Consider the following 25521-nt stretch of genomic DNA (forward strand, 5'->3'; position numbering starts at 1 on the left):
GCTCCCGGCACGCTGCAGAGGCCGCGGCGCTGTGCTTTACTGCCGGTTCTCACTACAAGGAGCATGTGATGGACATCGGCTTTATCGGCCTCGGCGAAATGGGCGGCGCGATGGTCGCCAACCTGCTGAAAGCGGGACATACGGTGCGGGTCTGGAACCGCACGGCGGCGAAGGCCGAGGCGCTGGCCGCCGCCGGGGCGCGCGTGGTCGCCACGCCGGCCGAGGCCTTCGCGGGCGACGCCGTGCTCTCGATGCTCGCCGACGACGCGGCCACGCGCGAAGTGATCGCCGACGCGCTGCTCGCCGGCGCCGCGCGCGGCCTCGTGCACGTGAACATGGCGACGATTTCGGTCGCGCTCGCCGAAACGCTCGCGCGCGAGCACGCCGAACGCGGCCTGCATTACGTGGCGGCCCCGGTGCTCGGTCGGCCCGACGCGGCCGCGGCGGCGAAACTGACGATCGTCGCGGCAGGCGCGGCCGAGGCCATCGACCGCGCGCAGCCGCTGTTCGACGCGATCGGCCAGAAGACCTGGCGTATCGGCGCGCTGGCGCCGCAGGCCAACGTGATGAAACTGGCGGCGAACTTCATGCTGGCGGCGGCCGTGGAGACGCTCGGCGAGGCGGCGGCGCTGCTCGGCGGACATGGCGTCGCGATGCGCGATTTTCTCGACGTCGTGACCAGCGGGCCGTTTCCGGGGCCGGTCTACGCGGGCTACGGCGGCATGATCGCCGAGGGCCGCTACGAGCCCGCGCTGTTCAAGGCGCGCCTCGGGCTCAAGGACGTGCGGCTCGCGCTGGCGGCCGCCGATTCCGTCTCGACGCCGCTGCCGGTCGCGAGCGTGGTGCGCGACAGCCTGCTCGAAGCGATTGCGCACGGCGACGGCGACCGCGACTTCGCGGTGCTCGGCAAGGTCGCGGCGCGGCGCGCGGGGCGAGGCGACTGAGCGTCGTGCCGTCTGATGCGGATGCGCGGCCGCGCGCGCGGGTGATTCGGGCCAATCGGATCATTTGGGGCGTGAGCACGGGAGCTTGCCGCCCTCGGCGCGGGTCGAAATTATCAGACGACCGCGTGCTGACGCACACAGTCCGTCCGTGCGCCTGTGCAAAATGTGGGACAGAACGCGGCGGGCGCATTCTGCGCATTGAGCGTTGTCAGCGAACGCGCGCCGGGCAGCGCGCTCACCACATCATCGGGACGAGGTCGATGCCAACGAGCAGTCAGGGAGACGGCGGATGGAAACGCGCATCCTGATCGCCGACAACGACGAAAAATCGCTGGCGGGACTCGGCACCTTGCTGGCCGATCTCCAGTACGCGACGGCGCTGGCCCGCACGCTGGACGACGCCGTCGAGTCGGCCGCGCGGTTCGCGCCCGACGTGGCGATCGTCGCGCTGTCGCTGGCCGCGAACGACGATTTCGCCGCGCTCGTGCAGCGGCTGCGCGAGGCTTGCGCGACGCCGCGCATGCCGCTGCTGATCGCGCTGGGCGGCTGGGGCGAATCGCAGCATCGCGACGCGGCGATTGCGGCCGGCTTCGACGTCCACCTCGTGCGCCCGGTCGGGCTCGACCAGCTCACCTTCATTCTTTCGATGATCGGCGGCTAAGCCGTTTGGCGCGGCGACGCGGCCGTTTCTCGTCCCGTGTCCATCCCTCCAGACCCTCTCCGGGTAATTCAGGACGCGTATTCTGTTGCTAAATCGCAACGTTCAGGGTCCACACTACTTTACATGTTGCGTCGCACCAAGTAGTTCGCTATACTTCACCTTGTCTCCTCCATGTCTCCTCTGATATGGATTCAGCCCGCCAAACATGGCGGGCTTTTTTTTGCCTGTACGGTTTGTGCGCTTCGTTCGTACATCGCGCGGGCATAAAAAAACCGGCTCTTGCGAAGCCGGTTTTTTTTTGCGCCGCGACAATCGCGGTGCGGGGCCCTACGCCTTCAGGCCGCTGTCTTCCGCTGCGCCGATCGCGAGGTTCATACACTGGATCGCCGCGCCGGACGCGCCCTTGCCGAGGTTGTCGAGGCGCGCGACCGTGACGAACTGCTCGTCGTTGCCGAACACGAACAGGTCGACGCGGTTGGTGTCGTTGTTCGCCTGCACGTCGAACATGCCGGCGTCGAGGTTCTCATCGGCGTTGAACGGCATCACGCGCACGAACTTCTCGCCCGCGTAGTACTCGCTGTAGAGCGCGAGCACGTCCTGCGGCGTGGCGCGGCGCGTGAGCTGCTCCGGCGAAAAATAGGTCGTGACCGCGAGACCCTTGTAGAACGGGCCGACGATCGGCGTGAACACCGGCGCCTGCTTGAGGCCGCCGTGGAAGGCCATTTCCGGCAGATGCTTGTGCGTGAGGCTGAGCGCGTAGGGGCGCGGGCTCATCAGCTTCTCGTTGCCGCCGGCTTCGTACTCCGCAATCATCTTCTTGCCGCCGCCGCTGTAGCCGGTCAGCGAGTAGCTGTGCGCCGCGAAACCGGGCGCGACCAGACCGGCCTCGACGAGCGGGCGCATCGCCAGCACGAACGCCGAGGCGTGGCAGCCCGGCACCGCGATGCGCTTCGACGCGCGGACCTTCTCGCGCTGCGCGCGGGTCAGTTCGGGCAGGCCGTAGGCCCAGTCGGCCTGCGTGCGGAAGGCCGTGCTCGCGTCGATCAGCACCGTGCGGTCGTTCTCGACCAGCGAAGCCGATTCGCGCGAGGCGACATCCGGCAGGCACAGGAAGGTCACGTCCGACGCGTTGATGAGACGACGGCGTTCCTCGACGTCCTTGCGCTGGGCCTCGTCGATCCGCAGGATCTCGACGTCGGCGCGCTGCGACAGGTATTCGAAAATCTTCAGGCCGGTCGTGCCTTCCTGTCCGTCGACAAAAACTTTCGTGCTCATCTCGCTCTCTCTGAAACGCGGGGATTGCGGGCGCCGCCTGCCGCGCAGCACGATTCGCTGCGCGCTCACCGATGGGGCGCGGGAACGGTATTTTAAGACCGTATGCCGTTGCACGTGTGACGCTGGCCGGAAAAAAATCAGGCGTTACCCGTAGATCGGCTTAGAGAGGAGGCCGAAGAGGAGGCCGAATCGGGGATCGGGGGCGCGAACGCCCGTCAGGACGTTCGCTTGGCGAACCGGAAATCGGCGCTCGATCCGCGCTTGAACGCTGCTTGATCGGTGCTTGATTCGCGTTTATGCCGCAGCCGCGCGCCCGGCGAGCCAGCGCGCCGTGACCGCCGCGACACGCGCGCCGAAGGCCTTCGCGGTTTCGAGGTCGCCGGCGGGCGGCGCTTCGTCGGGCGAGGCGTCGGCGGGCGATTGCGCGAGCAGGCCCGTGAAGCCGCCGACGAAGTTCAGGTCGTTGCGCGTGGCCGCCTTCGTGTTGGACGGCATCATGCCCGTGCCGGTCCAGATCATGCTGTGCTGCATCGCCAGCGTTACGAAGTACTGAATGGTCGAGAACTTGTCGCCGTTCATCGTCGCCGAATTGGTGAAGCCCGCCGCGATCTTGTCCTTCCACTTCTGCGTGAACCAGGCTTTCGAGCTTGCGTCGGCGAACTTCTTGAAGTCGGCGGACGGCCCGCCCATGTAGGTCGGCGCGCCGAACACGATGGCGTCGGCGGCATCAAGCTCCGCCCAGCCCGCATCGTCGATGTCGGCGACGGCGATCAGCGTGGCGTGCGCGCCCGCGGCCTGCACGCCCGCGTGCACGGCATCGGCGAGTTTCTTCGTGTGGCCGTAGCCGCTGTGATACGCAATGACGATCCGGGACATAACTGGCTCCAGTGAAGTTGAACGGCGAAGAACGACGGGAAAGCGCACGCGCGTGGCGTCGCGTCATGGTAACCAGATCGGCGGCGCTTTCGCGCGCCGCGATGCGCATCGGGAAGAAGGAGAGTTTTTCGATGCGCGACGTAATCGCCGCGTAATACCGGGAACGCACGGAGTGCGCGTCGTGCGCGGCGTCGCGCAACAAACGTTTGTAAAGGTTCGGTCTCCTCAGCGGCCGTAGGTGACCGTGAGCGTCGCGCTGCCGAGCGTGGCGCCTTCGATTTCGTGCTCGAACATCGTGCCGGGCCGGCCCGGGGCGAGCGCGAGCTTGTCGACGCGCAGCGCGTAGACGGTCACGACGTAGCGGTGCGGTTTGCCCGGCGGCGGGCAGGGTCCGCCGTAGCCCTCGCCGCCGAAGTCGTTGCGCGCCTCGATTGCGCCGAGTTTCTTCAGCGCGCCCGACGCGCTCGCGTTCTCGGGCAACGTGGCGACGCGCGCGGGAATGTCGGCGACGGCCCAGTGCCACCAGCCGCGCCCGGGCGAATCGGGATCGAAGACGGTGACGGCGAAGCTGCGCGTGCCCGCAGGCGCATTGCGCCAGCTCAATTGCGGCGAATGGTTGCGGCCTTCGCAGCCGCCTTCGTTGAAGACTTGCGCGGCGGCGGCCTCGCCGCCATCCTGCCAGTTCGTACTGCTCACGGCGAAATGGCCGGCAGCCTGCGCTTGCCCGCTCGCGCAGATCGACAGCAGCGCGACGCCGGCGAGCGCCGCCTTGACGGCTGTCACAGGAGCGCGCGCGATTGTCGTGGATGCGATCCCAGCGGTAACACGCCGATTACGCATGAGCCGGTTCTCCTGTATGTTGATCGAGTGCATCTCAGATATCTCCGACAGTGCGCGTGCGAATTGTGCGCCAGATCGAATTTCGTTCAATATAACGGTATTCCGATGATGTCTTTCGCCCGCGTGAGCACTTTGCGCAGGGGGAAATCGGCTATAGTCGCGAGCTTTTCTGCGTCGCCTGCAAGGCGATGCGAAGGCGCAGTAATCGGTCGGGATGGATGTCGGAGAGTGTCGGGAACGGGGTGTTCCGTAGGCGCGCGGGCAATCAGAAGTCAAGCACAAAGCAGGACTGCCTACACGGAGGGGTGATGCAGCAGCCAATCAGGGTTGTAGTCGCGGACGATCATCCGGTGATCTTGTTCGGCGCGGAGCATGCGCTGCTCAAGTTTCCCGGCATTCAGGTCGTCGCGCGGGCCCGTCAGTCCACCGAACTGGTCAAGGCGCTGCAAACCACGCCCTGCGACGTCCTCGTCACCGATCTCGCCATGCCGGGCGGCCAGTACGGCGACGGCCTGCCGCTCATCGGCTATCTGCGGCGCAACTATCCCCAGATTCCCATCGTCGTCCTGACCATGCTCGAGAACGCCGCGCTGCTCAAGCGTCTGGGCGAACTCGGCGTGATCGCCGTCGTACACAAATCCGACGACCTGAGCCATATCGGCCTCGCGGTTCAGCACGTTAGCCGCAATCTCGAATATATGAGCCCGCAGGTGCGGGTCGCGCTCGATTCGCTGCGCATGAACAGCGGCGGCAAGAGCGAGGAGGTGATCCTCTCCAAGCGCGAACTCGAGGTGGTGCGGCTGTTCGTGTCGGGCATGACGATCAAGGAAATCTCGGAAAAGCTCAATCGCAGCATCAAGACCATCAGCACGCAGAAGAACACGGCCATGCGCAAGCTCGGGCTCGACCGCGACTCGGAGCTTTTTCAGTACGCGCAGAGCAACGGGCTGCTCAATCTGTCGTCGCATGTGCCGGACGAGGGCATGTCTGGCGGCAGCGCGACTTGAGCGTGACTTCGGATGTGAGCTGAGCGCAAACGGGTTCGATCCGGGCTCAATCCAGGCTCAATCGCCGCCGGGTCGCCGATCCGCCCGGCAGCATGAAAAAAGGCCATCCGCCGTGAAGCGGATGGCCTTTTTAGCTTGCGCGCGCGAAACCTGCGAAGCGCGCGGCGTCTTGCTTGTCGCGTTACTGCGGTGCCGAGGTCGCGCCGCCGTGCGCCGCCGACCATTCGGCCGGTGCGTGCAGGAATTTCTCGACTTCGTCGAGCGTCTTCGTTTCGAAGTAGCCCGATTCCTTGGCGACGCGCAGCACGTCCCACCAGGTGGCGAGCGCGTGCAGGTCGACGTCGATGTCCTTCAGGACCGAGACGCTTTCCTTGAAGATGTTGTAGTGGAACAGCACGAAGCAGTGGTTCACCTGCGCGCCCGCGGTACGCAGCGCGTTGATGAAGTTGATCTTGCTGCGGCTATCCGTGGTCAGATCTTCGACCAGCAGCACGCGCTGGCCTTCGGTCAGCAGACCTTCGATCTGCGCGTTGCGGCCGAAACCCTTCGGCTTCTTGCGCACGTACTGCATCGGCACCATCAGGCGGTCCGACAGCCAGGCCGCGAAGGGGATGCCCGCGGTTTCGCCGCCGGCGACGGCGTCGATCTGCTCGTAGCCGACGTCGCGCAGGATGGTCGCTTCCGCCATCTCCATCAGGCCGCGGCGCACGCGCGGATACGAGATCAGCTTGCGGCAGTCGATGTAGACCGGGCTCGCCCAGCCGGAAGTGAAGATGAAGGGCTTTTCCGCGTTGAAGTGCACGGCTTGCACTTCGAGCAGCATTTTCGCGGTTGCGTCCGAGATCGTCTGGCGATCGTTGCCTGTCATGGGCGAATCCTTGGATGTGAGAGTGCGGAGGAGGGTGGGCGCTCGGCCCGGTGGCGCTGGCACGGCGGGTTCGTCTGCGTCGGAACCTGCGGTGCGCGGCCTGGAGGGCGTCGATCGTCTGAGGGATGCCCAGACGGCCCGCTCGCTCCAAGCGGCTTCTCTTGCGCGCGTAGGCCGGTATTTTACCCGACTTGACGATCGCCGACGAGTCAGTCCGACCGAGTCGATCTGACCGAGTCGATCTGACAGCGTCCGACGGCGTCCGTTGCCTTGGTGGGGCGCGATCAGCGCGCGCGGCGGCGCGGGCGGGCATTTCACCGCCCTTTGTGACAGCCGTTTTCGACAGCGCTTTTGACGGAGTTGTGACGGCGCACCCGCGCCAGTAAACTCACGCCGGTTTTCGCCGGGCCCGCGTCGCGCGCGTCCGCGCCCGTCCAGCACAGGATTTCGTCCGCCATGTCGCCTGCATCGCCTTCCGGGTCACGTCCCGGCTCACCTTCCGGCCCGCCGCCAGAAATCGCTTCCGAATCCCGGGACGCGACGGACGCCACGCCCGCCGATGTCGCGTTCGCGCCCGCCGCGAGCGTCCACGCGAACGCGGCCCCATCCGCCGATTTCGACGGTTCCGACGCTCGCGGCGCCCCACGCGGCCACGCCGTGCGCGCGCTGATCGCCTCGATCGCGGGCTACGCGATGGACGGCTTCGACCTGCTGATGCTCGGCTTCATGCTGCCCGCCATCAGCGCCGATCTGCATCTGTCGGGCGCGCAGGCGGGTTCGCTCGTCACGTGGACGCTGGTGGGCGCGGTCGTCGGCGGCATCGTGTTCGGGCTCTTGTCGGACCGCTTCGGCCGCGTGCGCGTGCTCACCTGGACGATCCTGCTGTTCGCGGTCTTCACGGGCCTGTGCGCGCTCTCGCGCGGTTACGCCGATCTGCTCGTCTACCGCACGATCGCGGGCATCGGTCTGGGCGGCGAGTTCGGCATCGGCATGGCGCTGGTCGCCGAGGCGTGGCCCGCGCGGCTGCGCGCGCGGGCGTCGTCGTATGTGGGCCTCGGCTGGCAGGCGGGCGTGCTCGCGGCGGCGTTGCTCACGCCATGGCTGCTGCCCGTGATCGGCTGGCGCGGCATGTTCGCGGTCGGGCTGCTGCCGGCGCTGGCATCGTTCTTCGTGCGCCGACGCGTCGAGGAGCCGGACATGTTCGTCGCGCACCGCGAGCGCGTGGCGCAGGCCGCGCCGCAAGACAAGCCGCGCGCGCTGCGCCTGCTGGTCGCCGACGCCCGCACGGCGCGCGCGAGCCTCGGCGTGGCGGTGCTCTGCTCGGTGCAGAACTTCGGCTACTACGGGCTGATGATCTGGCTGCCCGCCTATCTCGCGAAGTCGTTCGGCTATTCGCTGACCAAATCGGGCCTCTGGACGGCGGCGACCGTCGCGGGCATGGCGCTCGGCATCTGGCTGTTCGGCGTGGCCGCCGACCGTTTCGGCCGCCGCCCGGCGTTCCTGTTCTACCAGGCGGGCGCGGTCGCGATGGTATTCGTCTACGCGCAGCTTTCCACGCCGTTCGCGCTCCTGATCGGCGGCGCGGCGATGGGCGTGTTCGTCAACGGCATGATCGGCGGCTACGGCGCGCTGATCTCCGAGCTGTATCCGACGGCCGCGCGCGCCACCGCGCAGAACGTGCTGTTCAACATCGGCCGCGCAGTGGGCGGCTTCGGGCCGCTCGCGGTGGGCGCCGTGGCCGCGCGCTATTCGTTCGCGACGGCGCTCGCGATGCTCGCGTCGATCTACGTGCTCGACATTCTCGCCACGCTCTTTCTGATTCCTGAACGCCGCGGCGCGGCGCTCGACTGAGCGCGCGTGCGCCGCACCGGAACGTGCGCCGCGCGAGCGCGTGATCGGCCAAACATGCGGCGCAACGACGCACACGCCCGCGTGGAAAATGCGTGCCGCGTCGCGCGGCGCGCAATAAAACCACACCTCGCGCGCAACAATGCCGCAACATGCGTCCCGCGCGCACCGCGCCGCGCGTGCGCCAATCGCACGCTTCTTGCGCCGCGATTTCGCGAACGTCGCCGTTCGCCGCCGATCGGCCTCTTTCTGCGCTGCAACAGGCGCGCGCGCTGCGCGCCGCGCCCGCGAAAATGCCGCCCGACATGTGTTCTGCAAATTCCTGGTATCAGTCTTTGACCCAAGTCGTTTGAAACGAAGCGAGGTGTACACTAATCGCCCGCTATTTCTCGCGTGCCTGTTTCACAGGTGGTTTCGTCAGTCGACGCTTCTCTCGACGCCGAAGTGCCCGGACGCGCGGACCGGCGGCATACGATCATAAAACTCCTCTCGTCTCTCACGTCCTGGCAGGCCTGAAAATGGATGAACAACTGAAGCAAAGCGCGCTCGCTTATCACCAGAATCCGAAGCCCGGCAAGATTTCCGTTACGCCGACCAAGCCGCTCTCGAACCAGCTCGACCTTTCGCTCGCGTATTCGCCGGGCGTGGCGGCTGCGTGCGAAGCGATCCACGCCGATCCGCTCGACGCGCAGAAGTACACCTCGCGCGGCAATCTCGTCGGCGTCGTGACCAACGGCACGGCCGTGCTCGGCCTCGGCAACATCGGCCCGCTCGCGGCCAAGCCGGTGATGGAAGGCAAGGGTTGTCTGTTCAAGAAGTTCGCGGGTATCGACGTGTTCGACATCGAACTCGACGAAAGCGACCCGGACAAGCTCGTCGAAGCCATCGCGATGCTCGAGCCGACGCTCGGCGGCATCAACCTGGAAGACATCAAGGCGCCCGAGTGCTTCTACATCGAGCAGAAGCTGCGCGAGCGCATGAAGATTCCGGTCTTCCACGACGACCAGCACGGCACGGCGATCATCGCCTCGGCGGCCATCCTCAACGGCCTGAAGGTCGTGGGCAAGGAACTGGGCAGCATCAAGCTCGTGTGCTCGGGTGCGGGCGCGGCGGCCATCGCCTGCCTGGATCTGCTGGTCAAGCTCGGCGCGAAGAAGGAAAACATCCTCGTCACCGACTCGAAGGGCGTGATCTACGAAGGCCGCGGCAACCTCGATCCGTCGAAGCAGCGATACGCGGCGAACACCGACGCGCGCACGCTCGCCGACGCCATCAAGGGCGCCGACGTGTTCCTCGGCTGTTCGAGCGCCGGCGTGCTCAAGGCCGAGATGGTCGTGGAAATGGGCACGAAGCCGCTGATCCTCGCGCTCGCGAACCCGGAGCCGGAAATCCGCCCGGAAGAAGCCAAGCGTGTGCGCCCGGACGCGATCATCGCCACGGGCCGTTCGGACTATCCGAACCAGGTCAACAACGTGCTGTGCTTCCCGTTCATCTTCCGCGGCGCGCTCGACGTGGGCGCGACCACCATCACGGAAGAGATGAAGCTCGCGTGCGTGCGCGCGATCGCCGAACTCGCGGAAGAAACCGATCAGGGCGACGAAGTGGCGAAGGCCTATGAAGGCCACACGCTCGAATTCGGCCCGGAATACCTGATTCCGAAGCCTTTCGATCCGCGCCTGATCATCAAGATCGCGCCGGCCGTCGCGCAGGCCGCGATGGATTCGGGCGTGGCGACGCGCCCGATCAAGGACATGGACGCGTACCGCGAGGAACTGGGCGCGACGGTCTATCGCACGGGCATGGTGATGCGTCCGGTGTTCGCGGCGGCGAAGGCCAACAACGCGCGCATCGTGTTCGCCGAAGGTGAAGACGAGCGCGTGCTGCGCGCCGCGCAATTCGTGCTGACCGAGAAGATCGCCAAGCCGATCATCGTCGGCCGTCCGGCGGTCGTGGAAATGCGCCTGAAGAAGATGGGCTCGAAGCTGCGCGCGGGCACCGACTTCGAGATCGTCGACCCGGAAGACGATCCGCGCTTCCAGAAAAGCTGGCAGGCGTATCACGAACTGGGCGCGCGCCAGGGCATCACGCCGGAAGTCGCGAAGGCGTCGATGCGCAAGTTCAACACGCTGATCGGCGCGATCCTCGTGCATCTGGGCGACGCCGACGGCATGGTCTGCGGTCTGCTCAACAGCTTCGACTATCACCTGAAGTTCGTCGAACAGGTGTTCGGCAAGGCGAAGGAAGCCGAGAACTACGCGGCGATGAACCTGCTGATGCTGCCGGGCCGCAACCTGTTCATCAGCGACACCTACGTGAACGAAGTGCCGAGCGCCGAGCAGCTCGCCGACATGACGATTCTCGCCGCGCGCGAAATCGAGAAGTTCGGCATCACGCCGAAGGTCGCGCTGCTGTCGTCGTCGAATTTCGGCAGCGTGCGTTCGTCGACGTCGGCGCGCATGCAGGCTGCACGCGAGCTGATCGCCACGCGCGCACCGCAGCTCGAAGTGGACGGTGAAATGCACGGCGACGCGGCGCTTTCGGAAATGATCCGCAAGCAGTCGTTCCCGGGCACCACGCTCGCGGGCGAAGCGAATCTGCTGATCATGCCGAACGTGGAAGCGGCGAACATCACGTACAACCTGCTGAAGATGATCGGCGGCGAAGGCGTGACGGTCGGTCCGTTCCTGCTGGGCGCGTCGAAGCCGGTGCACATCCTCACGCCGGCGGCGACGGTGCGACGCATCATCAACATGACGGCGGTCGCTTCGGCGAACGCCAACGTGGCGAAGTAAATCGCGGCGGTTTTTGCCGTATTGACCGCCTGATGTGAAAAGGGCGCTCCGTTTTACACGGAGCGCCCTTTGTTTTTACCGCTTCAGGAAAGCCTCAAGCCGCGTGCCGCGCCGCGCCGTTTTCCGGCGAGCGCCACTTCGCGAGCAGCGTCGCCCACTTCGCGCGCGTGGCCTTGAGGTTGTTCTCCTTCACGTGGCCGTAGCCGCGAATCGCGTCGGGCAGGTTCGCGAGTTCGAGCGCGAGCGGCAGGTTCGCGTCGCGCAGGCCGCCGATCACTTCGCGCATCAGCGCTTCGTACTCGCCGATCAGCGCGCGTTCGTGGCGGCGTTCCTCGGTGCGGCCGAACGGATCGAGCGCCGTGCCGCGCAGGAACTTGAGCTTCGCGAGCACGCGCATCGCCGTGAGCATGCGCGGACCGTACTGCTTCTTCAGCAGACGGCCCTTGTCGTCGTGTTTCGCGAACGACGGCGGCGCGAGATGGAAGTTGAGCTTCCAGTCGCCCTCGAAGCTCGCCTTGATCTTCTCGACGAAGGCCGGATCGGCGTAGAGGCGCGCGACTTCGTACTCGTCCTTGTACGCCATCAGCTTGTGCAGATTGCGCGCGACCGCTTCGGTGAGCGGCTGCTGGCCGTCCACGTGTTCGAGCTGCGCTTCGGCGCGGCGCACCTCGTCGACGAACGCGCGGTAACGCTGCGCATACGCCTCGTTCTGGTACGCGGCCAGATACTGCGCGCGCTTCTCGACGAGCGAGTCGAGCGCCTTGGGCGTATGCAGCGAGACGATCTTCGCGCCCGCGTCGCTACCGCCTTGTTCCGCGAGCGGCTTCTTGATCAGCTGATCGACGGCCGCGCGGTCGTGCGCGACGCGGCGTCCCCATTCGAAGGCCGCGAGATTCTTCTCGACCTGCACGGCGTTCAGCTCGATCGCGCGCGTGAGCGATTCGTGCGTGAGCGGCAGCCAGCCCTTTTGCCACGCGTAACCGAGCACGAACGGATTCGTGTAGATCGCGTCGCCCAGCAGCGCGAGCGCGTAGCGGTTGGCATCGACGGTCGCCACGTTGTCCGTGCCCGCCGCGTTGCGCACATCGGCTTCGGTATTCGAACCCGGAAACTGCCACTGCGGATTCTTGATGAACTCGGCCGTCGGCGTGGGCGTGCTGTTGAGCACGACATGCGTGTCGCCTTCGTGCATGCGCGAGACGCAGTCGTCGCTGGCGGTCACGATGGCGTCGCAGCCGATCACGAGTTTGGCGTCGCCCATCGCGATGCGCGTCGCGTGGATGTCTTCGGGACGATTGGCGATCTGCACGTGGCTCATCACCGCGCCGCCTTTTTGCGCGAGGCCGGTCACGTCGAGCACGGTCACACCCTTGGCTTCGAGGTGCGCGGCCATGCCGAGCAGCGCGCCGATCGTCACCACGCCGGTGCCGCCCACGCCCGTCACGAGCACGCCGTAGGGGCGCGCGATGGCGGGCACGTCGGGCGTCGGCACGGCGGGCATGGTGTCGCTCGCGGCGCTGCTCGCCTTCGGCTTGCGCAACTGGCCGCCTTCCACCGTCACGAAACTCGGGCAGAAGCCCTTTAGGCACGAGAAGTCCTTGTTGCAACTGGACTGGTTGATCTGGCGCTTCGTGCCGTACTCGGTGTCGAGCGGTTCGACCGAGAGGCAGTTCGACTGCACCGAGCAATCGCCGCAGCCTTCGCAGACGGCCTCGTTGATCACCACGCGCTTCGCCGGATCGGGATAAGTGCCGCGCTTGCGGCGGCGGCGCTTTTCCGTCGCGCAGGTCTGGTCGTAGATCAGGATCGTCGTGCCCGCGACTTCGCGCAGTTCGCGCTGGATTGCGTCGAGCTGGTCGCGGTGATGGATCGTCACGCCGGGCGCGAGTTTCGCGGCCACTTCGCCTTCGTACTTCTCCGGTTCATCGGTGACGATCACAATCTTCTTCGCGCCTTCGGAGTCGAGCTGATGCGTGATCTGCGGCACCGTGAGCACGCCGTCGACGGGCTGGCCGCCCGTCATCGCGACCGCGTCGTTGTAGAGGATCTTGTAGGTGATGTTCGCCTTCGAGGCGATCGCCGCGCGGATCGCGAGCAGGCCCGAGTGGAAGTAGGTGCCGTCGCCGAGATTGGCGAACACGTGCTTGTCGTTCGTGAACGGCGCCTGACCGACCCACGCCACGCCTTCGCCGCCCATCTGGCTGAAGGTGCTGGTGCTGCGGTCCATCCACACGGTCATGTAGTGGCAGCCGATGCCCGCCATCGCGCGCGAGCCGTCGGGCACGTTCGTCGAGGTGTTGTGCGGGCAGCCCGAGCAGAACCACGGCTTGCGCTCGGCCTGCACGCGCGGTTTGGCGAGCGCGCGTTCCTTCGCGTCGATCACGGCCACGCGCGCGGCGATGCGCGCGCGCACGTCGGACGGCATTTCGAACTTGTCGAGACGCGTGGCGATGGCCTTGGCGATGATCGCGGGCGAGAGTTCGTAGTGCGCGGGCAGCAGCCAGTTGCCCATCGGCACCGACCATTCGCCGCCTGCGCCGTCCTTCTCGTCGAACTTGCCGTACACGCGCGGACGTTGCGCATCGGGCCAGTTGTACAACTCTTCCTTGATCGCGTATTCGAGAATCTGGCGCTTTTCCTCGACCACGAGAATCTCTTCGAGCCCGCGCGCGAAGGCTTGCGCGCCTTGCGCTTCGAGCGGCCACACGCAGCCCACTTTGTAGAGCCGCAGGCCGATGCGCGAGCAGGTTTCGTCGTCGAGACCGAGGTCGGTGAGCGCCTGGCGCACGTCGAGATACGCCTTGCCGCCCGTCATGATGCCGAAGCGCGCGTGCGGCGAATCGATCTCGATGCGGTCGAGCTTGTTGGCGCGCACGTAGGCGAGCCCGGCGTACCACTTGTAGTCGAGCAGACGCGCTTCCTGCACGAGCGGCGGATCGGGCCAGCGGATGTTCAGGCCGCCCTCGGGCATCAGGAAATCCTCGGGCAGCACGATGCGCGTGCGATGCGGATCGATTTCCACCGACGCCGACGATTCCACCACGTCGGTCACGCACTTCATCGCGACCCAGAGGCCGGAATAGCGGCTCATCGCCCAGCCGTGCAGGCCGAAGTCGAGATATTCCTGGACGTTCGAGGGGAACAGCACCGGCAGGCCGCAGGCCTTGAAGATGTGTTCCGACTGGTGCGCGAGCGTCGAGGACTTGGCGGCGTGGTCGTCGCCGGCGAGCACCAGCACGCCGCCGTGCGCCGACGAGCCGGCCGAGTTGCCGTGCTTGAAGACGTCGCCGCTGCGGTCGACGCCGGGGCCTTTGCCGTACCACATCGAAAACACGCCGTCGTGTTTCGCGGACGGGTACAGGTTCACCTGCTGCGAACCCCAGACTGCGGTCGCGGCGAGGTCTTCATTGACGCCGGGCTGAAAAACGATGCCGTGTGCGGCGAGATGCTGCTTCGCCTTCCAGAGCGACTGATCGAGACCGCCCAGAGGCGAGCCGCGATAGCCTGAGATGAACCCCGCGGTATTGAGACCGGCGGCCTTGTCGCGTTCCTGTTGCAGCATCGGCAGGCGAACCAGCGCCTGGATGCCGCTCATGTACGCGCGGCCGCGTTCGAGGGTGTATTTATCGTCGAGCGTGACGGAAGCGAGTGCGGCTTCGAGCGAAGCGCGCTGACCTGCGTCGAGCGGGGCATTCATTATGTGTCTTCCTCCATCCAACCAATCCGTTGTGGGATCGCCAGAACTTCAGGGCCTCGGCATCTTGTGAATGCGTTGGCCGGGGTCGCCATATTGGCTTCTTTTTTTCGATAGTAGCACTCGGATAAACCCGCCGCCTCTGCTCGCAAAGTCGGCGTTTTCTGACGCATCGCAGCATTCATCCTGACGCTGTCTGTCAAAATTATCAGATGATGTTCAGCGCCCATCAGAGCTGTGTAACAAAGGATGTATCCGAATTTCGTGTGAGGTAACAACGTGTAAAAGTTGCACTCACCCGGAACCCGTCTTGAATATCCTGTCTAACTCCCTCATCTGTGCGAACCGCGCCGCGCCCCGAAACATTCAGGGCGCGATCGTCTTTTTTGCGCAGTGGCAGGCAGTCTGAAAAAAGGAGGACCTATGAATAATCGACACATCCAGACCTTCCTGACGGTCTCGGCAGCGTTCTTCGCCATGAACGCACCGCTGCATTCGAACGCCGCGACCCGGAACGGCTCGAATGCGTCGACGTCGTGCGCGCAGTACTCGCTGTGCGCCCAGGTCGACACGAACTTCGTGCAGAACACGAAGGCCGAGCGTTAAGACGCTCGACAAGCCGCTCATGAAGCGGCGCGCAATGCCGCGTTGATCCGCGCAGCATTCCACTCATTCGAGACCGTGGCCGGGTGTGCGGCCGCGGACTCAAGCACTGATTCACCAGCTAAAAAGGGCGAAGATCGTGTGATCTTCGCCCTTTTTGCTTTCTTCTTTCTGCTGCCGTTTTCTGCGAAGGCGCTTACGCCTTGTCCTGCACGACGCCGCGGCGGATCTGGTCAAGCTCGATCGACTCGAACAGCGCCTTGAAATTGCCCTCGCCGAAGCCCTGATTGCCCTTGCGCTGAATGATCTCGAAGAAGATCGGGCCGATCTGGTTCTCCGTGAAGATCTGCAGCAGCAGGTCTTCGGGCGCGCCGTCGATCAGGATCTTGCGCTTCTTCAGTTCGTCGAGCGGCTCGGTGTGGCCCGGAACGCGGCGGTTCACCAGTTCGTAATACGTGTCGACGGTGTCGAGCAGCGCGATGTCCGAGGCGCGCAGGCCATCCACCGTACGGTAGATGTCGCCGGTGCCGAGGGCGATGTGCTGGATGCCTTCGCCGTGATACGCGTCCAGATATTCCTGGATCTGGCCGGCCGTCTCGCCGCCTTCTTCGTTGATCGGAATGCGGATCTTGCCGCACGGCGAGGTCATCGCCTTCGACTTCACGCCCGTCACCTTGCCTTCAATGTCGAAGTAGCGGATTTCGCGGAAGTTGAAGAGGCGTTCGTAGAACTCCGCCCATTCGGCCATGCGGCCGCGATGCACGTTGTGCGTGAGGTGATCGATATAGGTGAGGCCGTGGCCGACCGGATGCTGCTCGGCGCCCTCGATCGGCACGAAATCGACGTCATAGATGTCGATATCGCCGATGCTGCCCGGCTGCGCGCCGTTTTTGCCGCGCCAGCGGTCCACGAAATAGATCAACGAATCGCCGATGCCCTTGATGGCCGGAATGTTCAGTTCCATCGGGCCGGTCTTGTTGTCGAAGCCCCAGGCGCCGAGTTCGAGCGCGCGCTGGTAGGCCTTGGCGGCGTCCTGCACGCGGAACGCGATCGCGCAGATCGACGGGCCGTGCTGGCGCGCGAAGCGCTGTGCGAACGAGTCGGGCTCGCCGTTGACGATGAAGTTGATCTCGCCCTGGCGATAGAGCGTCACGTCTTTGTGGCGGTGGCGCGCGACGGCGGTGAAGCCCATGCGCTCGAACAGCTTGCCGAGCGCCTTGGGATCGGGGGCGGTGTATTCGATGAACTCGAAGCCGTCGGTGCCGACGGGATTTTCCCAGGTGGGGACCTGCATGCCTGTCTCCTGCGTTGATCAAGATCATTGGTTGGTGCAGGCCAGTCTAGCTGTCCAATATGGGAGAAAACTTGCGATCTGGGTCGCGGTTTGGACTATGTGAGCTATAAAATGCCTTCGATAACTTATCGAGTGGCAGAAAATGGCTGATATCGAATTGGACGCAATTGATCGCCGAATTCTGGCGATCCTTCAGGAGAATGGCCGGCTCTCGAATCAGGAGATCGCGGAGCGCGTGAACCTCTCGCCGAGCCCGTGTCTGCGGCGCATTCGGCGGCTGGAGGAGAGCGGGGTGATCCGCGGTTATGTGGCGCTGCTCGACGCGCAAAAGCTCGGCCTCGACCTGCTGGCCTACGTGAACGTGCGGCTGGAAAAGCGCGGGCCGACGGCGTCGGGCCGCGAGGGCGTGACGCACGCGGAGCTATTCCGCGCGGCCGTGCAGACCTGGCCCGAAGTGGTGGCCTGCCACGCCATGACCGGCGACATGGATTTCCTGCTGCGCGTGCAGGTGGAGGACATGGCGCATTTCTCGCGCTTCGTGCAGGACCAGTTGCTGCACCATCCGTCGGTGATCGACGTGAAGTCGAGCTTTTCGCTGCAAACCTTCAAGGAAACGACCGCGCTGCCGATTCTTTGAGGGTTTTCAGGCGTATAGCGGCAGACGTAAAAAAAGCGGCCGAAGCCGCTTTTTTATCCGGTGCTCATTCAACCCAGCCGGGCAGGAGTCACGCTGCCACGGCTTGCGGCAGGATCGTTTCGATCAGACGCGATGCCTGACGCGCCTGGCGCTTGAGCGCATAGTCGAACACGGCGGCTTGTTCCTGAAGCATTTCCGCGATGATGCTGGTCTGGTCGGCCGGTTCGAGCGAGAGATACGCGTCGGCTTCGCCGTAGGCGTACTCGATCTTCATGCCCGACTTCTTCGCGATGTGCATCATCGTGGAGTTGCGCGACAGGCAGTGCATGTACAGCGTGGTGACGTGCGTGTTGCGGCTGCGGATGGCGGCGCGCTCGAACAGCTTCGAGCCGATGCCCTGGCCGCGCGCGCTTTCGCTCACCGACACGCCGAATTCAGCGGTGCGGCCGTTGCCGTCGGCGGGCAGATAGGCCAGATGGCCCGCGCCGACGAGTTGCAGCTGATGGTCGAACACGCCGAACACGGTGTCGCGCGTGAAATCCAGACCGCGCACATAGTTCTCGATCACGTGGTCCGGCGCGGCCTGGCCGAAGCGCAGCAGGCGGTCGTCGGTGCCGAGCGCGAGAAAGTGGCTCAGCAAGCGGTCGCGGTCAGCCGAGGTGAGGACGCGCACCATGACAGGCGAATGACCGGACGACAGCGTGCGGCCGGTCGGCAGGATCGGCGCGTGGGCTTGGGTCGAAAGCTTGTTCATGATGGGTTCTCCTTAGAATCGGACTGCGGGCGCATGATGCGGCGCAAAACGAATTCTAGCGGAAACCCTGGGGTCGATCTAGGGAAAACCCGAATTACGGATTTGAGTGTTGCGCCTAATTAAGAAAAATGGCGCGATAACTTGTTGATTTTTATGGGATATGTGTGGCGAATAGATTGACGCGTCAACCGTTGTGACTACACATCATTTTGCGTCGCAGCAATATTGTCACATCGACGCGTTATCTGGCCCGAAAAATATCAGGCCGTTTGCAGCCCGTGATCGACCACCGCGATCACCTGTTCGGCGAACTCGCGGTAACCCATGCGTCCGCCCGGCTTCAGCCAGGTGAAGGTCCAGTTGATCATGCCGAACACCATCATCGTGAGTGCGGTCTGGTTATCCGCCGTCACGCGGCCCGGATAGGCGCGCGCGAGCTGGCGCGTGAACGCGGCGACCACGTCGCGCTGGCGGTTCAGGATGATTTCGCGTTGCGCGTCCACGAGATATTTGACGTCGTTGAGCAGCGCCACGTGGCGGCTGTGCGAGGTCTCGTACTCGACGAGGAAGGCGCGGATCAGCTCGGCGAAACTCTCGCGCTCGTCGAGGCCGCGGCGCTGGCTCGCGCCCTCCACCTCCGCGATGATCAGCATCAGCCGCTTCGTGTAGCGGTCGAGCAGATCGAAGAGGATCGCTTCCTTGCTCTCGTAGTAGTGATAGAGGCGGGCTTTGGACGTGCCGCTGGCGGCCGCGAGATCGGACATCGACGTGCTCGGATAGCTCGTCTGCGCGAATTTGGCCGCAGCGAGTTCGAGGATCTGGTCGCGTTGGGTTTCGTGGTCGGGCGCTCGGGTGCGTGCCATTGTTGGGGATCAGCGGAGATCGGCGAGGATCAGCGGGGTTAAGGGAATCGGCGGATTCAGCGCGAAAGGGACAGATGCGCGGCGGTGTGCGGCAGCGCCGGGCGCGTCGAGCGCGCGCTGGCGCCGGCGGCGGGCGCGGCGCAGCGGTCGTCGTTCAGGCGCAGTTCGCCCGCGCCGGCCAGCTCGCGCAGGCGCCACAGCACGATCGGCTCGCGCACCGCGAAGCCCGCGCCGCGCGTGAGCGCCGCGCCGAGCGTGTCGCACCCGAGCCACGGCGCGCCGGCCGGACATTGCGCATTCAGGGTGTCGAGGATCTGCGCGTCGAGGTCGGCCCATGCGCCGCTCGTGAAGGTGTTGTCGCGCCAGCGGCGCATTTCGCCGTTCGCGAACTTCGCTTCCTGCCATTCGAGCGCGAGGCGCGTGATGCGCAGCACGGAGATCGGCGCCGCGTCGGGCAGGCGCACGCGCAGGCGTTCGGCCGCGTGCTCCGGCGAGCCGCTCAGGTCGTCGGCGGCGAGGCGCACTTCGTTCAGGCGTTGCGGCGCGCAGCGCAGCCGGTAGCAGACGCGGCGCAGCGTGAGCTGGTCGGCGGCGGCGTGCGTGTGCCAGATCACCACATGGGCGTCGTCGGCTTCGACGGCGGCGAGCGCCGCGCAGTCGTGCTGCGCGAGCGTGTCCGGCACCGCGCCGAGGCGCTGCCAGAACGCCGCGCGCTGCGCCGCGCCGGGATTGCCGCTCGCGTCGATGTCGCGCAGCGGACCGACCGTGAGGTCGTCGTTCAGTGCGATCACGCGCACGGCCTGGCCCGTGGCGGGCTGGCCCGCCGCGTCGAGAGCCTGTCGCAGCGCGGCGGCGGCCGGCTCGCCATGAATGAGGTGAATCGTGGTCATCGACAACTCGTTGCGCTCGCCATGAACGCCATAAACGCCTGCAAGCGCGCTAGAGACAAAAGGGACCGCCCGCGCGGCGCAGCGAAGTGCGCCTGGCGCGGGCGGCCCCTAGTGTAAGCGGATCGCCTGAGTGCCGAAAGCGTGCTGTTGCTCTAGAGCGGATATGTCACTGCTAATTTCCGATCAGGCACGATTTGCCCCTTAATGCGGCCGGAGGTCGGCCAAATGGCGTGCAGCGCGCGATCAACGCTCGTCGAAGCTCACCACCACGCGCTCGCTGACCGGATGGCACTGGCAGGTGAGCACGAAGCCGTCCTTCACTTCCTGCTCCTCGAGCGTGTAGTTCTTGTCCATTTTCACCTCGCCTTCGAGCACACGCGCGCGGCAGGTGCAGCAGACGCCGCCCTTGCACGCATACGGCAGCGCGAGGCCGGCTTTCAGGCCGACGTCGAGCAGGCTCACGCCCTCGTACGGCAGACGCAGCTTGCGCTTCTTGCCGTCGATGACGATTTCCAGGTCGGCGGCCGGCGTATCCGCGGTGATTTCGACCGGCGGCACGCCCGCCTGCGGCAGCGGCGAGCCGAAGCGCTCGACGTGGACATTCGGCTTCGGCACGCCCGCGACCGAGAGCGCGGCCTCGGCGGCGTCCATCATCGGCGCGGGGCCGCAGATGAAGGCTTCGTCGATTTCGCCGGGCGGCAGCAGCGTGTCGAGGAACGCCGCGCACTTGGCCTGATCGAGCACGCCGTTGAACAGCTCGACGTCCTGGAGATCGTCCGAGAGCACGTGGTAGAGGCGGAAGCGGTCCATGAAGCGGTTCTTCAGATCCTCCAGTTCCTCCGCGAACATGATCTGGTCGACGCTGCGGTTGCCGTAGACGAGCGTGAACGCGCTGCGCGGCTCGGTTTCGAGCGTCGTCTTGATGATCGCCAGCACCGGCGTGATGCCCGAGCCGCCCGAGAACGCCACGTAATGCTTGCCGTGATCGGCGTTCAGGTGCGTGAAGAAGCGGCCGTCGGGCGTCATCACGTCGATTTCGTGGCCTGGTGCGAGCTGGTCGAACGCGAAGTTCGAGAAGCGCCCGCCGCGCACGCGCTTGATGCCGATGCGCAGTTCGCCGTCGCGGTCGTAATCGGTCACGCCGACGCAGATCGAGTACGAGCGGCGCGTCTCCTCGCCGTCGATATGGGTCTTGAGCGTGACGAACTGTCCTTGCGTGAACCGGTAGGCGTCGCGCAGCTCGGGCGGAACTTCGAACGCGACGGAGACCGCGTCCGCGGTTTCGGGACGTACTTCGCGGATGCGCAGCGAATGGAATTGCGGGGTGGCCATATCAGTACGGTTTGAAGTAGTCGAAGGGTTCGCGGCAGTCGAGGCAGCGGTACAACGCCTTGCACGCGGTCGAGCCGAATTGCGCGAGGCGCTCGGTGTGCTTCGAGCCGCAGCGCGGACAGACGGGCGCGGGCAGTTTCGGCATGAAGGTGATCGGCTGCTCGGCCGCTTGTTTCGAGCCGCTGCCGCAGTTGCCCGTGGGCGGCGCGATGCCGTAGGCGCGCAGCTTTTCGCGCGCTTCGTCGGTGATCCAGTCGGTGGTCCACGCGGGCGTCAGGGTCGTGGCGATGCGGTACGGCGCGATCTGCGCGGCGTCGAGCGCGTGCGCGACGTCCTCGGCGATCTGCGACATCGCCGGGCAGCCCGAATAGGTGGGCGTGATGACCACTTCGAGCTGGCCGTCGTCGGCGCGGCGCACGTCGCGCAGAATGCCGAGTTCGCGGATCGACACCACCGGAATCTCCGGGTCCGGCACCGATTCGAGTGCTGTCCAGGCGCGTTCGAGCGCGCGGTCTGCCGTGGCTTGCATCGTCATGTCCTGTGAAGCTTGCTGTGGAGCGGCGGCGCGGCTTACCAGCGCGCGCCCGGATGCTGGCGCGCGAGGCTCTGCATCTCGGCGAGCACGAAGCCCATGTGCTCCGAGTGTTCGCCGAGCTTGCCCGTGCTCACATGCTTGACCGGCGCGGGCGCCACGAGCGTGGCTTCGTCGAGCGCGGCCTGCACGTCGGCGCGCCACGCGGCTTCGAACTGCGCGGTGAGCGGCGCGATGCCCGCCTCGGCCACGGCCGCTTCCACGGCGTCCGTGCTGAAGAATTCGCGCGTGTACGGCATCAGCCAGTCGAGCGCGGCCTGGGCGCGGCGATGCGATTCGTCGGTGCCGTCGCCGAAACGGATCAGCCATTCGCGCGCGTGATGCACGTGGTAGCGCGTTTCCTTGATCGAGCGTTCGGCGATCGCGGCCAGTTGCGGATCGGCGGAACGCAGCAGCGCGGTCCACAGATGCGCCATCAGCGACGCGTAAAGGAAGTTGCGCACGATCGTCACGGCGTAGTCGTTGGCCGAATGCGTCGTGCCAGCGAGCGGGCCGAAGTGCGGCAGCTCGGCGAGCGTGTAGTTGGCGAACTCGCGCTCGGTGCGGAAATAGGCGTAGTCGTCCTCGGTGCGCTCGCGGCCGGTGAGCGCGCGGTCGAGCGTGGCGGCGTGCGTGTAGAGCAGGCGCGCCTGGCCGATCAGGTCGAGGCTCATGTTGGCGAGCGCGATGTCTTCTTCGAGGATCGGGCCGTGGCCGCACCATTCCGTGTTGCGCTGACCGAGGATCAGCGCGGTATCGGCGAGGCGCAGCACGTACGCGAGGTGTTCTTGCGTGGGCGTCGTCATGGTCTCGCTCTTACATGTGGTTGACTTCGTCGGGCAGCGTGTAGAACGTCGGATGGCGATAGATCTTGTCGCCCGCCGGTTCGAACAGCTCAGCCTTCTCGCTCGGATCCGACGCCGTGATCGCCGCCGACGGCACCACCCAGATGCTCACGCCTTCCTGACGGCGCGTGTAGACGTCGCGCGCCATGCGCAGCGCCATCGAGGCGTCGGCGGCGTGCAGGCTGCCGCAATGCTTGTGATCGAGCCCCTGTTTGCTGCGCACGAACACTTCCCAGATCGGCCATTCCTTGTTCATCTTCCTGTCTCCTTCGAGTCTCTGATGGTGTTACGCGGCGTGCTTTTCGGCGCGCTGACGCTGTTTCTCTGCGTGGGCGAGGGCGGCTTCGCGCACCCACGCGCCTTCGTTGTGCGCTTTCACGCGCGTGCCGAGGCGCTCGCGGTTGCACGGGCCGTCGCCGTTGACGACGCGCCAGAATTCTTCCCAGTCGATCGTGCCGTAGTCGTAGTGGCCGCGCGCCTCGTTCCATTTCAGGTCGGCGTCGGGCAGCGTGACGCCGAGCACCTTGGCCTGCTCGACCGTGGCGTCGACGAATTTCTGGCGCAGGTCGTCGTTCGTGATGCGCTTGATGCCCCATTTGGCCGACTGGTTGCTGTGGACCGAATCGGCGTCGCTCGGGCCGAACATCATCAGCACCGGCCACCACCAGCGGTTCACGGCCTGCTGGACGAGTTCGCGCTGCGCCTCGGTGCCGCTCATCATCGCGAGCAGGGCGTCGAAACCCTGGCGCTGATGGAACGACTCTTCCTTGCAGATGCGGATCATGGCGCGCGCGTACGGGCCATAGGTGCAGCGGCACAGCGGGATCTGGTTCATGATCGCCGCGCCGTCGACCAGCCAGCCGATCACGCCGACGTCGGCCCACGTGGGCGTCGGGTAATTGAAGATGCTCGAATATTTGGCCTTGCCCGCGTGCAGGGCGTCGACCAGCTGGTCGCGCGAGACGCCGAGCGTTTCCGCCGCGCTATAGAGATAGAGGCCGTGGCCCGCTTCGTCCTGCACCTTGGCGAGCAGGATCGCCTTGCGCTTCAGGCTGGGCGCGCGCGAAATCCAGTTGCCTTCCGGCAGCATGCCCACGACTTCCGAGTGCGCGTGCTGCGAGATCTGGCGCACCAGCGTCTTGCGGTAGGCATCGGGCATCCAGTCTTGCGGCTCGATCTTGCCGTCGGCGGCCATGATGGCGTCGAACTGGACTTGCTCGGGCGAGTCGGCGCCCGCGTCGAGCGGCGCGACATTGCCGGGAATGTCGAGGGATTGCGTGTACATGGAGACGCTCTCGCTGGTGTTAGGTATGGAGCGCAGTATAAACCAACCGACCGGTCGGTAAATGAATATTTTGAGCTTGAATAAAAGGGCGTGAAGTCGCGGGGATCGATACGGACGATCCGATGTCGCGCTGATTGAGTTGTAGGCGGGATTGGCGCCCGGTGCGCGCGTCGACGTGTGGGTTTCGTTCGCCCGGTTTGTCAGGCGGATGGAAGGTCGCGCCGCAGAGCATGCGGCACAATGGGCGCTTTGCCTGCGCACTCGCTCCCGGATGAAGATTTCCCTCGCACACTACGCGGCCCGCGCCGCCTTTCTCGTCGCGCTCGGCGCTGCGACGCCCGCTTTTGCCGAACAGCCAGCCGGCGGCCACTGGGTGACGAGCTGGGCGACCGCGCTTCAGTCGATTCCGCAGCGTAACGCGCTGCCGCCGCTGTATCGCGCGCCGGACGTGGCGGGACGCACCGTGCGTCAGATCATTTACCCGACGCTGGGCGGCGACGTGGTGCGCATCCACATCAGCAATGTCTACGGCACTACGCCGCTGATGATCGGTGCGATGGCGATTGCGCCGTCGTCGGGCGGCTCGGCGACGAGCGAGGCGCAGACGGTGCGCGTGACTTTCGGTGGGCGCGAGGGCGTGTCGCTGCCGCCGGGCGGCGAGATGGACAGCGATCCGGTGCGTATCGCCGTGAAGGGCGGTGCGCCGTATGCGGTCAGCGCCTATATGGGGCCGCAGCAGACGCTGGTCGCGTGGCACCGCGTGGCGAGCCAGGTGAATTACGTGTCGCGGCCGGGCAATCATGTGATGGACCCGTCGATCGGCGCGTTCAATCAGCGTTTCACGCAGTACGCGTGGGTGACGGGGCTGGCGGTCGAGGCATCGGGGGCATCGACGGTCGCGGCCATCGGCGATTCGATCACCGATGGCATGCGCTCGTCGCTCAACGAAAACCACCGCTGGCCGGATGCGCTGGCGCGGCGGCTCGCTCGCGAAGGGCGCGGCAATCTCGCGGTCATCGACATGGGGATCAGCGGCAACCGTCTGCTGAGCGATTCGCCCTGTTACGGCGAGGCGCTCGAGCGCCGCTTCGAGCGCGACGCGCTGCGTCCGGGCGTGCGCACGGCAGTGCTGCTGATTGGCATCAACGACATCAACTTCCAGGATATGCCGCCGCGCTCGGGGCTCGACTGCGACTTCCCACATACGCGCGTGAACGCCGACGATCTGATTGCCGGTTACAAGCGCGTGATCGCGATGGCGCATGCGCGCGGCGTGCGCATTCTTGGCGCGACGATCACGCCGGCGGCGCTGCCGCCGCAGCGCGAGGAGATTCGCGCCAGGGCGAATCAGTGGATCCGCACGAGTGGCGCGTTCGACGGCGTGGTGGACTTCGATGCGGCGTTGCGCGACCCGGCCGATCCGCTGCGTCTGCGCCGCGAGTACGATAGCGGCGATCACATCCACCCGAGTGACTCGGGTTACGCGGCTATGGCGAATGCGGTGCCGCTGGCCGCGCTCGAAGGGAAGTAAAGAAATCTTCAGTTACCCCCTTGCGCTGTAGCGAAGGGAGCGCTAATATTCGCCCCCTTCGCTGCACGCAGTACCGCAACGAAGCCCGCGACGAGAAACCGGCGGGTCGGT

23 protein-coding genes are annotated in these 25521 nt (G+C 65.7%); 8 read left to right on the forward strand and 15 right to left on the reverse strand.

The window, feature by feature from the left end; translation table 11 throughout:
• The first annotated feature begins 68 nt into the window (after positions 1-68).
• Positions 69-944, forward strand: a complete 876-nt coding sequence (locus LDO54_RS32475) for an NAD(P)-dependent oxidoreductase (protein WP_224015838.1) — start codon at positions 69-71, stop codon at positions 942-944.
• Positions 945-1233: 289 nt separating this feature from the next.
• Positions 1234-1605, forward strand: coding sequence for a response regulator (locus LDO54_RS32480; RefSeq protein ID WP_224015841.1), 372 nt, complete (start codon positions 1234-1236; stop codon positions 1603-1605).
• Positions 1606-1932: 327 nt separating this feature from the next.
• Here LDO54_RS32480 and argC read toward each other — a convergent pair whose 3' ends face one another.
• The 3 genes from argC to LDO54_RS32495 all read right to left on the reverse strand — a co-directional run bounded on the left by argC (position 1933) and on the right by LDO54_RS32495 (position 4596).
• A complete protein-coding gene (gene argC, locus LDO54_RS32485; protein ID WP_224015843.1) occupies positions 1933-2880 on the reverse strand; it encodes an N-acetyl-gamma-glutamyl-phosphate reductase in 948 nt (315 codons plus the stop codon).
• A 294-nt stretch (positions 2881-3174) separates the two neighbouring features.
• Positions 3175-3756: a flavodoxin family protein gene (locus tag LDO54_RS32490; RefSeq protein WP_224015846.1), complete on the reverse strand. Its 582-nt coding sequence runs from the start codon at positions 3754-3756 to the stop codon at positions 3175-3177.
• Positions 3757-3981: 225 nt separating this feature from the next.
• Positions 3982-4596 carry a YbhB/YbcL family Raf kinase inhibitor-like protein gene (locus tag LDO54_RS32495; RefSeq protein ID WP_224015848.1) on the reverse strand — a complete coding sequence of 205 codons (615 nt, stop codon included), beginning with the start codon at positions 4594-4596 and terminating at the stop codon, positions 3982-3984.
• Positions 4597-4904: 308 nt separating this feature from the next.
• On the opposite strand from LDO54_RS32495, the gene LDO54_RS32500 reads away from it, so the two are divergent.
• Positions 4905-5603: a response regulator transcription factor gene (locus LDO54_RS32500; RefSeq protein ID WP_224015851.1), complete on the forward strand. Its 699-nt coding sequence runs from the start codon at positions 4905-4907 to the stop codon at positions 5601-5603.
• A 181-nt stretch (positions 5604-5784) separates the two neighbouring features.
• On the opposite strand, the gene LDO54_RS32505 is transcribed toward LDO54_RS32500, so the two are convergent.
• Positions 5785-6471 (reverse strand): orotate phosphoribosyltransferase, encoded by a 687-nt coding sequence (locus LDO54_RS32505; RefSeq protein WP_027820532.1) that lies wholly within the window; start codon positions 6469-6471, stop codon positions 5785-5787.
• Between the two features lie 314 nt (positions 6472-6785).
• The gene (locus LDO54_RS32510; protein WP_224015854.1) at positions 6786-6929 is read right to left on the reverse strand and encodes a hypothetical protein; all 144 of its coding nucleotides are present in this window, start codon (positions 6927-6929) and stop codon (positions 6786-6788) included.
• Here LDO54_RS32510 and LDO54_RS32515 point away from each other — a divergent pair.
• Together LDO54_RS32515 and LDO54_RS32520 are read left to right on the forward strand one after the other, a co-directional pair.
• Positions 6928-8322, forward strand: coding sequence for an MFS transporter (locus LDO54_RS32515; RefSeq protein WP_224015856.1), 1395 nt, complete (start codon positions 6928-6930; stop codon positions 8320-8322). The two genes, LDO54_RS32510 and LDO54_RS32515, sit on opposite strands and share 2 nt — an antisense overlap.
• A 515-nt stretch (positions 8323-8837) precedes the next feature.
• Complete coding sequence (locus tag LDO54_RS32520; RefSeq protein ID WP_224015858.1) at positions 8838-11111, forward strand: NADP-dependent malic enzyme; 2274 nt, start codon at positions 8838-8840, stop codon at positions 11109-11111.
• A gap of 94 nt (positions 11112-11205) precedes the next feature.
• Here the strand turns inward: LDO54_RS32520 and LDO54_RS32525 are convergent, their stop codons facing one another.
• A complete protein-coding gene (locus LDO54_RS32525) occupies positions 11206-14808 on the reverse strand; it encodes an indolepyruvate ferredoxin oxidoreductase family protein (protein WP_224015861.1) in 3603 nt (1200 codons plus the stop codon).
• Between the two features lie 420 nt (positions 14809-15228).
• Here LDO54_RS32525 and LDO54_RS32530 point away from each other — a divergent pair, with 420 nt between their 5' ends.
• Positions 15229-15411 (forward strand): hypothetical protein, encoded by a 183-nt coding sequence (locus LDO54_RS32530; RefSeq protein WP_224015864.1) that lies wholly within the window; start codon positions 15229-15231, stop codon positions 15409-15411.
• 193 nt (positions 15412-15604) lie between these two features.
• Here the strand turns inward: LDO54_RS32530 and hppD are convergent, their stop codons facing one another.
• Positions 15605-16702, reverse strand: coding sequence for a 4-hydroxyphenylpyruvate dioxygenase (gene hppD / locus LDO54_RS32535; RefSeq protein WP_224015866.1), 1098 nt, complete (start codon positions 16700-16702; stop codon positions 15605-15607).
• A gap of 142 nt (positions 16703-16844) precedes the next feature.
• On the opposite strand from hppD, the gene LDO54_RS32540 reads away from it, so the two are divergent.
• The gene (locus tag LDO54_RS32540; protein WP_074982734.1) at positions 16845-17339 is read left to right on the forward strand and encodes an Lrp/AsnC family transcriptional regulator; all 495 of its coding nucleotides are present in this window, start codon (positions 16845-16847) and stop codon (positions 17337-17339) included.
• 88 nt (positions 17340-17427) lie between these two features.
• Here the strand turns inward: LDO54_RS32540 and LDO54_RS32545 are convergent, their stop codons facing one another.
• The 8 genes from LDO54_RS32545 to paaA form a co-directional block, all read right to left on the reverse strand.
• Positions 17428-18093: a GNAT family N-acetyltransferase gene (locus LDO54_RS32545; protein WP_224015868.1), complete on the reverse strand. Its 666-nt coding sequence runs from the start codon at positions 18091-18093 to the stop codon at positions 17428-17430.
• 260 nt (positions 18094-18353) lie between these two features.
• Complete coding sequence (locus tag LDO54_RS32550; protein ID WP_224015869.1) at positions 18354-18956, reverse strand: TetR/AcrR family transcriptional regulator; 603 nt, start codon at positions 18954-18956, stop codon at positions 18354-18356.
• Between the two features lie 56 nt (positions 18957-19012).
• Complete coding sequence (locus LDO54_RS32555) at positions 19013-19846, reverse strand: DUF1835 domain-containing protein (RefSeq protein ID WP_224015871.1); 834 nt, start codon at positions 19844-19846, stop codon at positions 19013-19015.
• A gap of 243 nt (positions 19847-20089) precedes the next feature.
• Positions 20090-21178, reverse strand: coding sequence for a 1,2-phenylacetyl-CoA epoxidase subunit PaaE (gene paaE / locus LDO54_RS32560; protein ID WP_224015873.1), 1089 nt, complete (start codon positions 21176-21178; stop codon positions 20090-20092).
• Position 21179: 1 nt separating this feature from the next.
• The gene (gene paaD / locus LDO54_RS32565) at positions 21180-21713 is read right to left on the reverse strand and encodes a 1,2-phenylacetyl-CoA epoxidase subunit PaaD (protein ID WP_321787677.1); all 534 of its coding nucleotides are present in this window, start codon (positions 21711-21713) and stop codon (positions 21180-21182) included.
• A gap of 35 nt (positions 21714-21748) precedes the next feature.
• On the reverse strand, positions 21749-22555 hold the full coding sequence (gene paaC / locus LDO54_RS32570; protein ID WP_224015879.1) for a 1,2-phenylacetyl-CoA epoxidase subunit PaaC: 807 nt from the start codon (positions 22553-22555) through the stop codon (positions 21749-21751).
• A 10-nt stretch (positions 22556-22565) separates the two neighbouring features.
• Positions 22566-22850 carry a 1,2-phenylacetyl-CoA epoxidase subunit PaaB gene (gene paaB, locus LDO54_RS32575; protein ID WP_065061092.1) on the reverse strand — a complete coding sequence of 95 codons (285 nt, stop codon included), beginning with the start codon at positions 22848-22850 and terminating at the stop codon, positions 22566-22568.
• A gap of 30 nt (positions 22851-22880) precedes the next feature.
• Complete coding sequence (gene paaA, locus LDO54_RS32580) at positions 22881-23879, reverse strand: 1,2-phenylacetyl-CoA epoxidase subunit PaaA (protein WP_224015881.1); 999 nt, start codon at positions 23877-23879, stop codon at positions 22881-22883.
• A gap of 271 nt (positions 23880-24150) precedes the next feature.
• Here paaA and LDO54_RS32585 point away from each other — a divergent pair, with 271 nt between their 5' ends.
• Positions 24151-25410 (forward strand): SGNH/GDSL hydrolase family protein, encoded by a 1260-nt coding sequence (locus tag LDO54_RS32585; protein WP_224015883.1) that lies wholly within the window; start codon positions 24151-24153, stop codon positions 25408-25410.
• The last annotated feature ends 111 nt before the right edge of the window (positions 25411-25521 follow it).

This window comes from Paraburkholderia tropica, assembly GCF_914484835.1.
Classification (GTDB): domain Bacteria; phylum Pseudomonadota; class Gammaproteobacteria; order Burkholderiales; family Burkholderiaceae; genus Paraburkholderia; species Paraburkholderia tropica_A.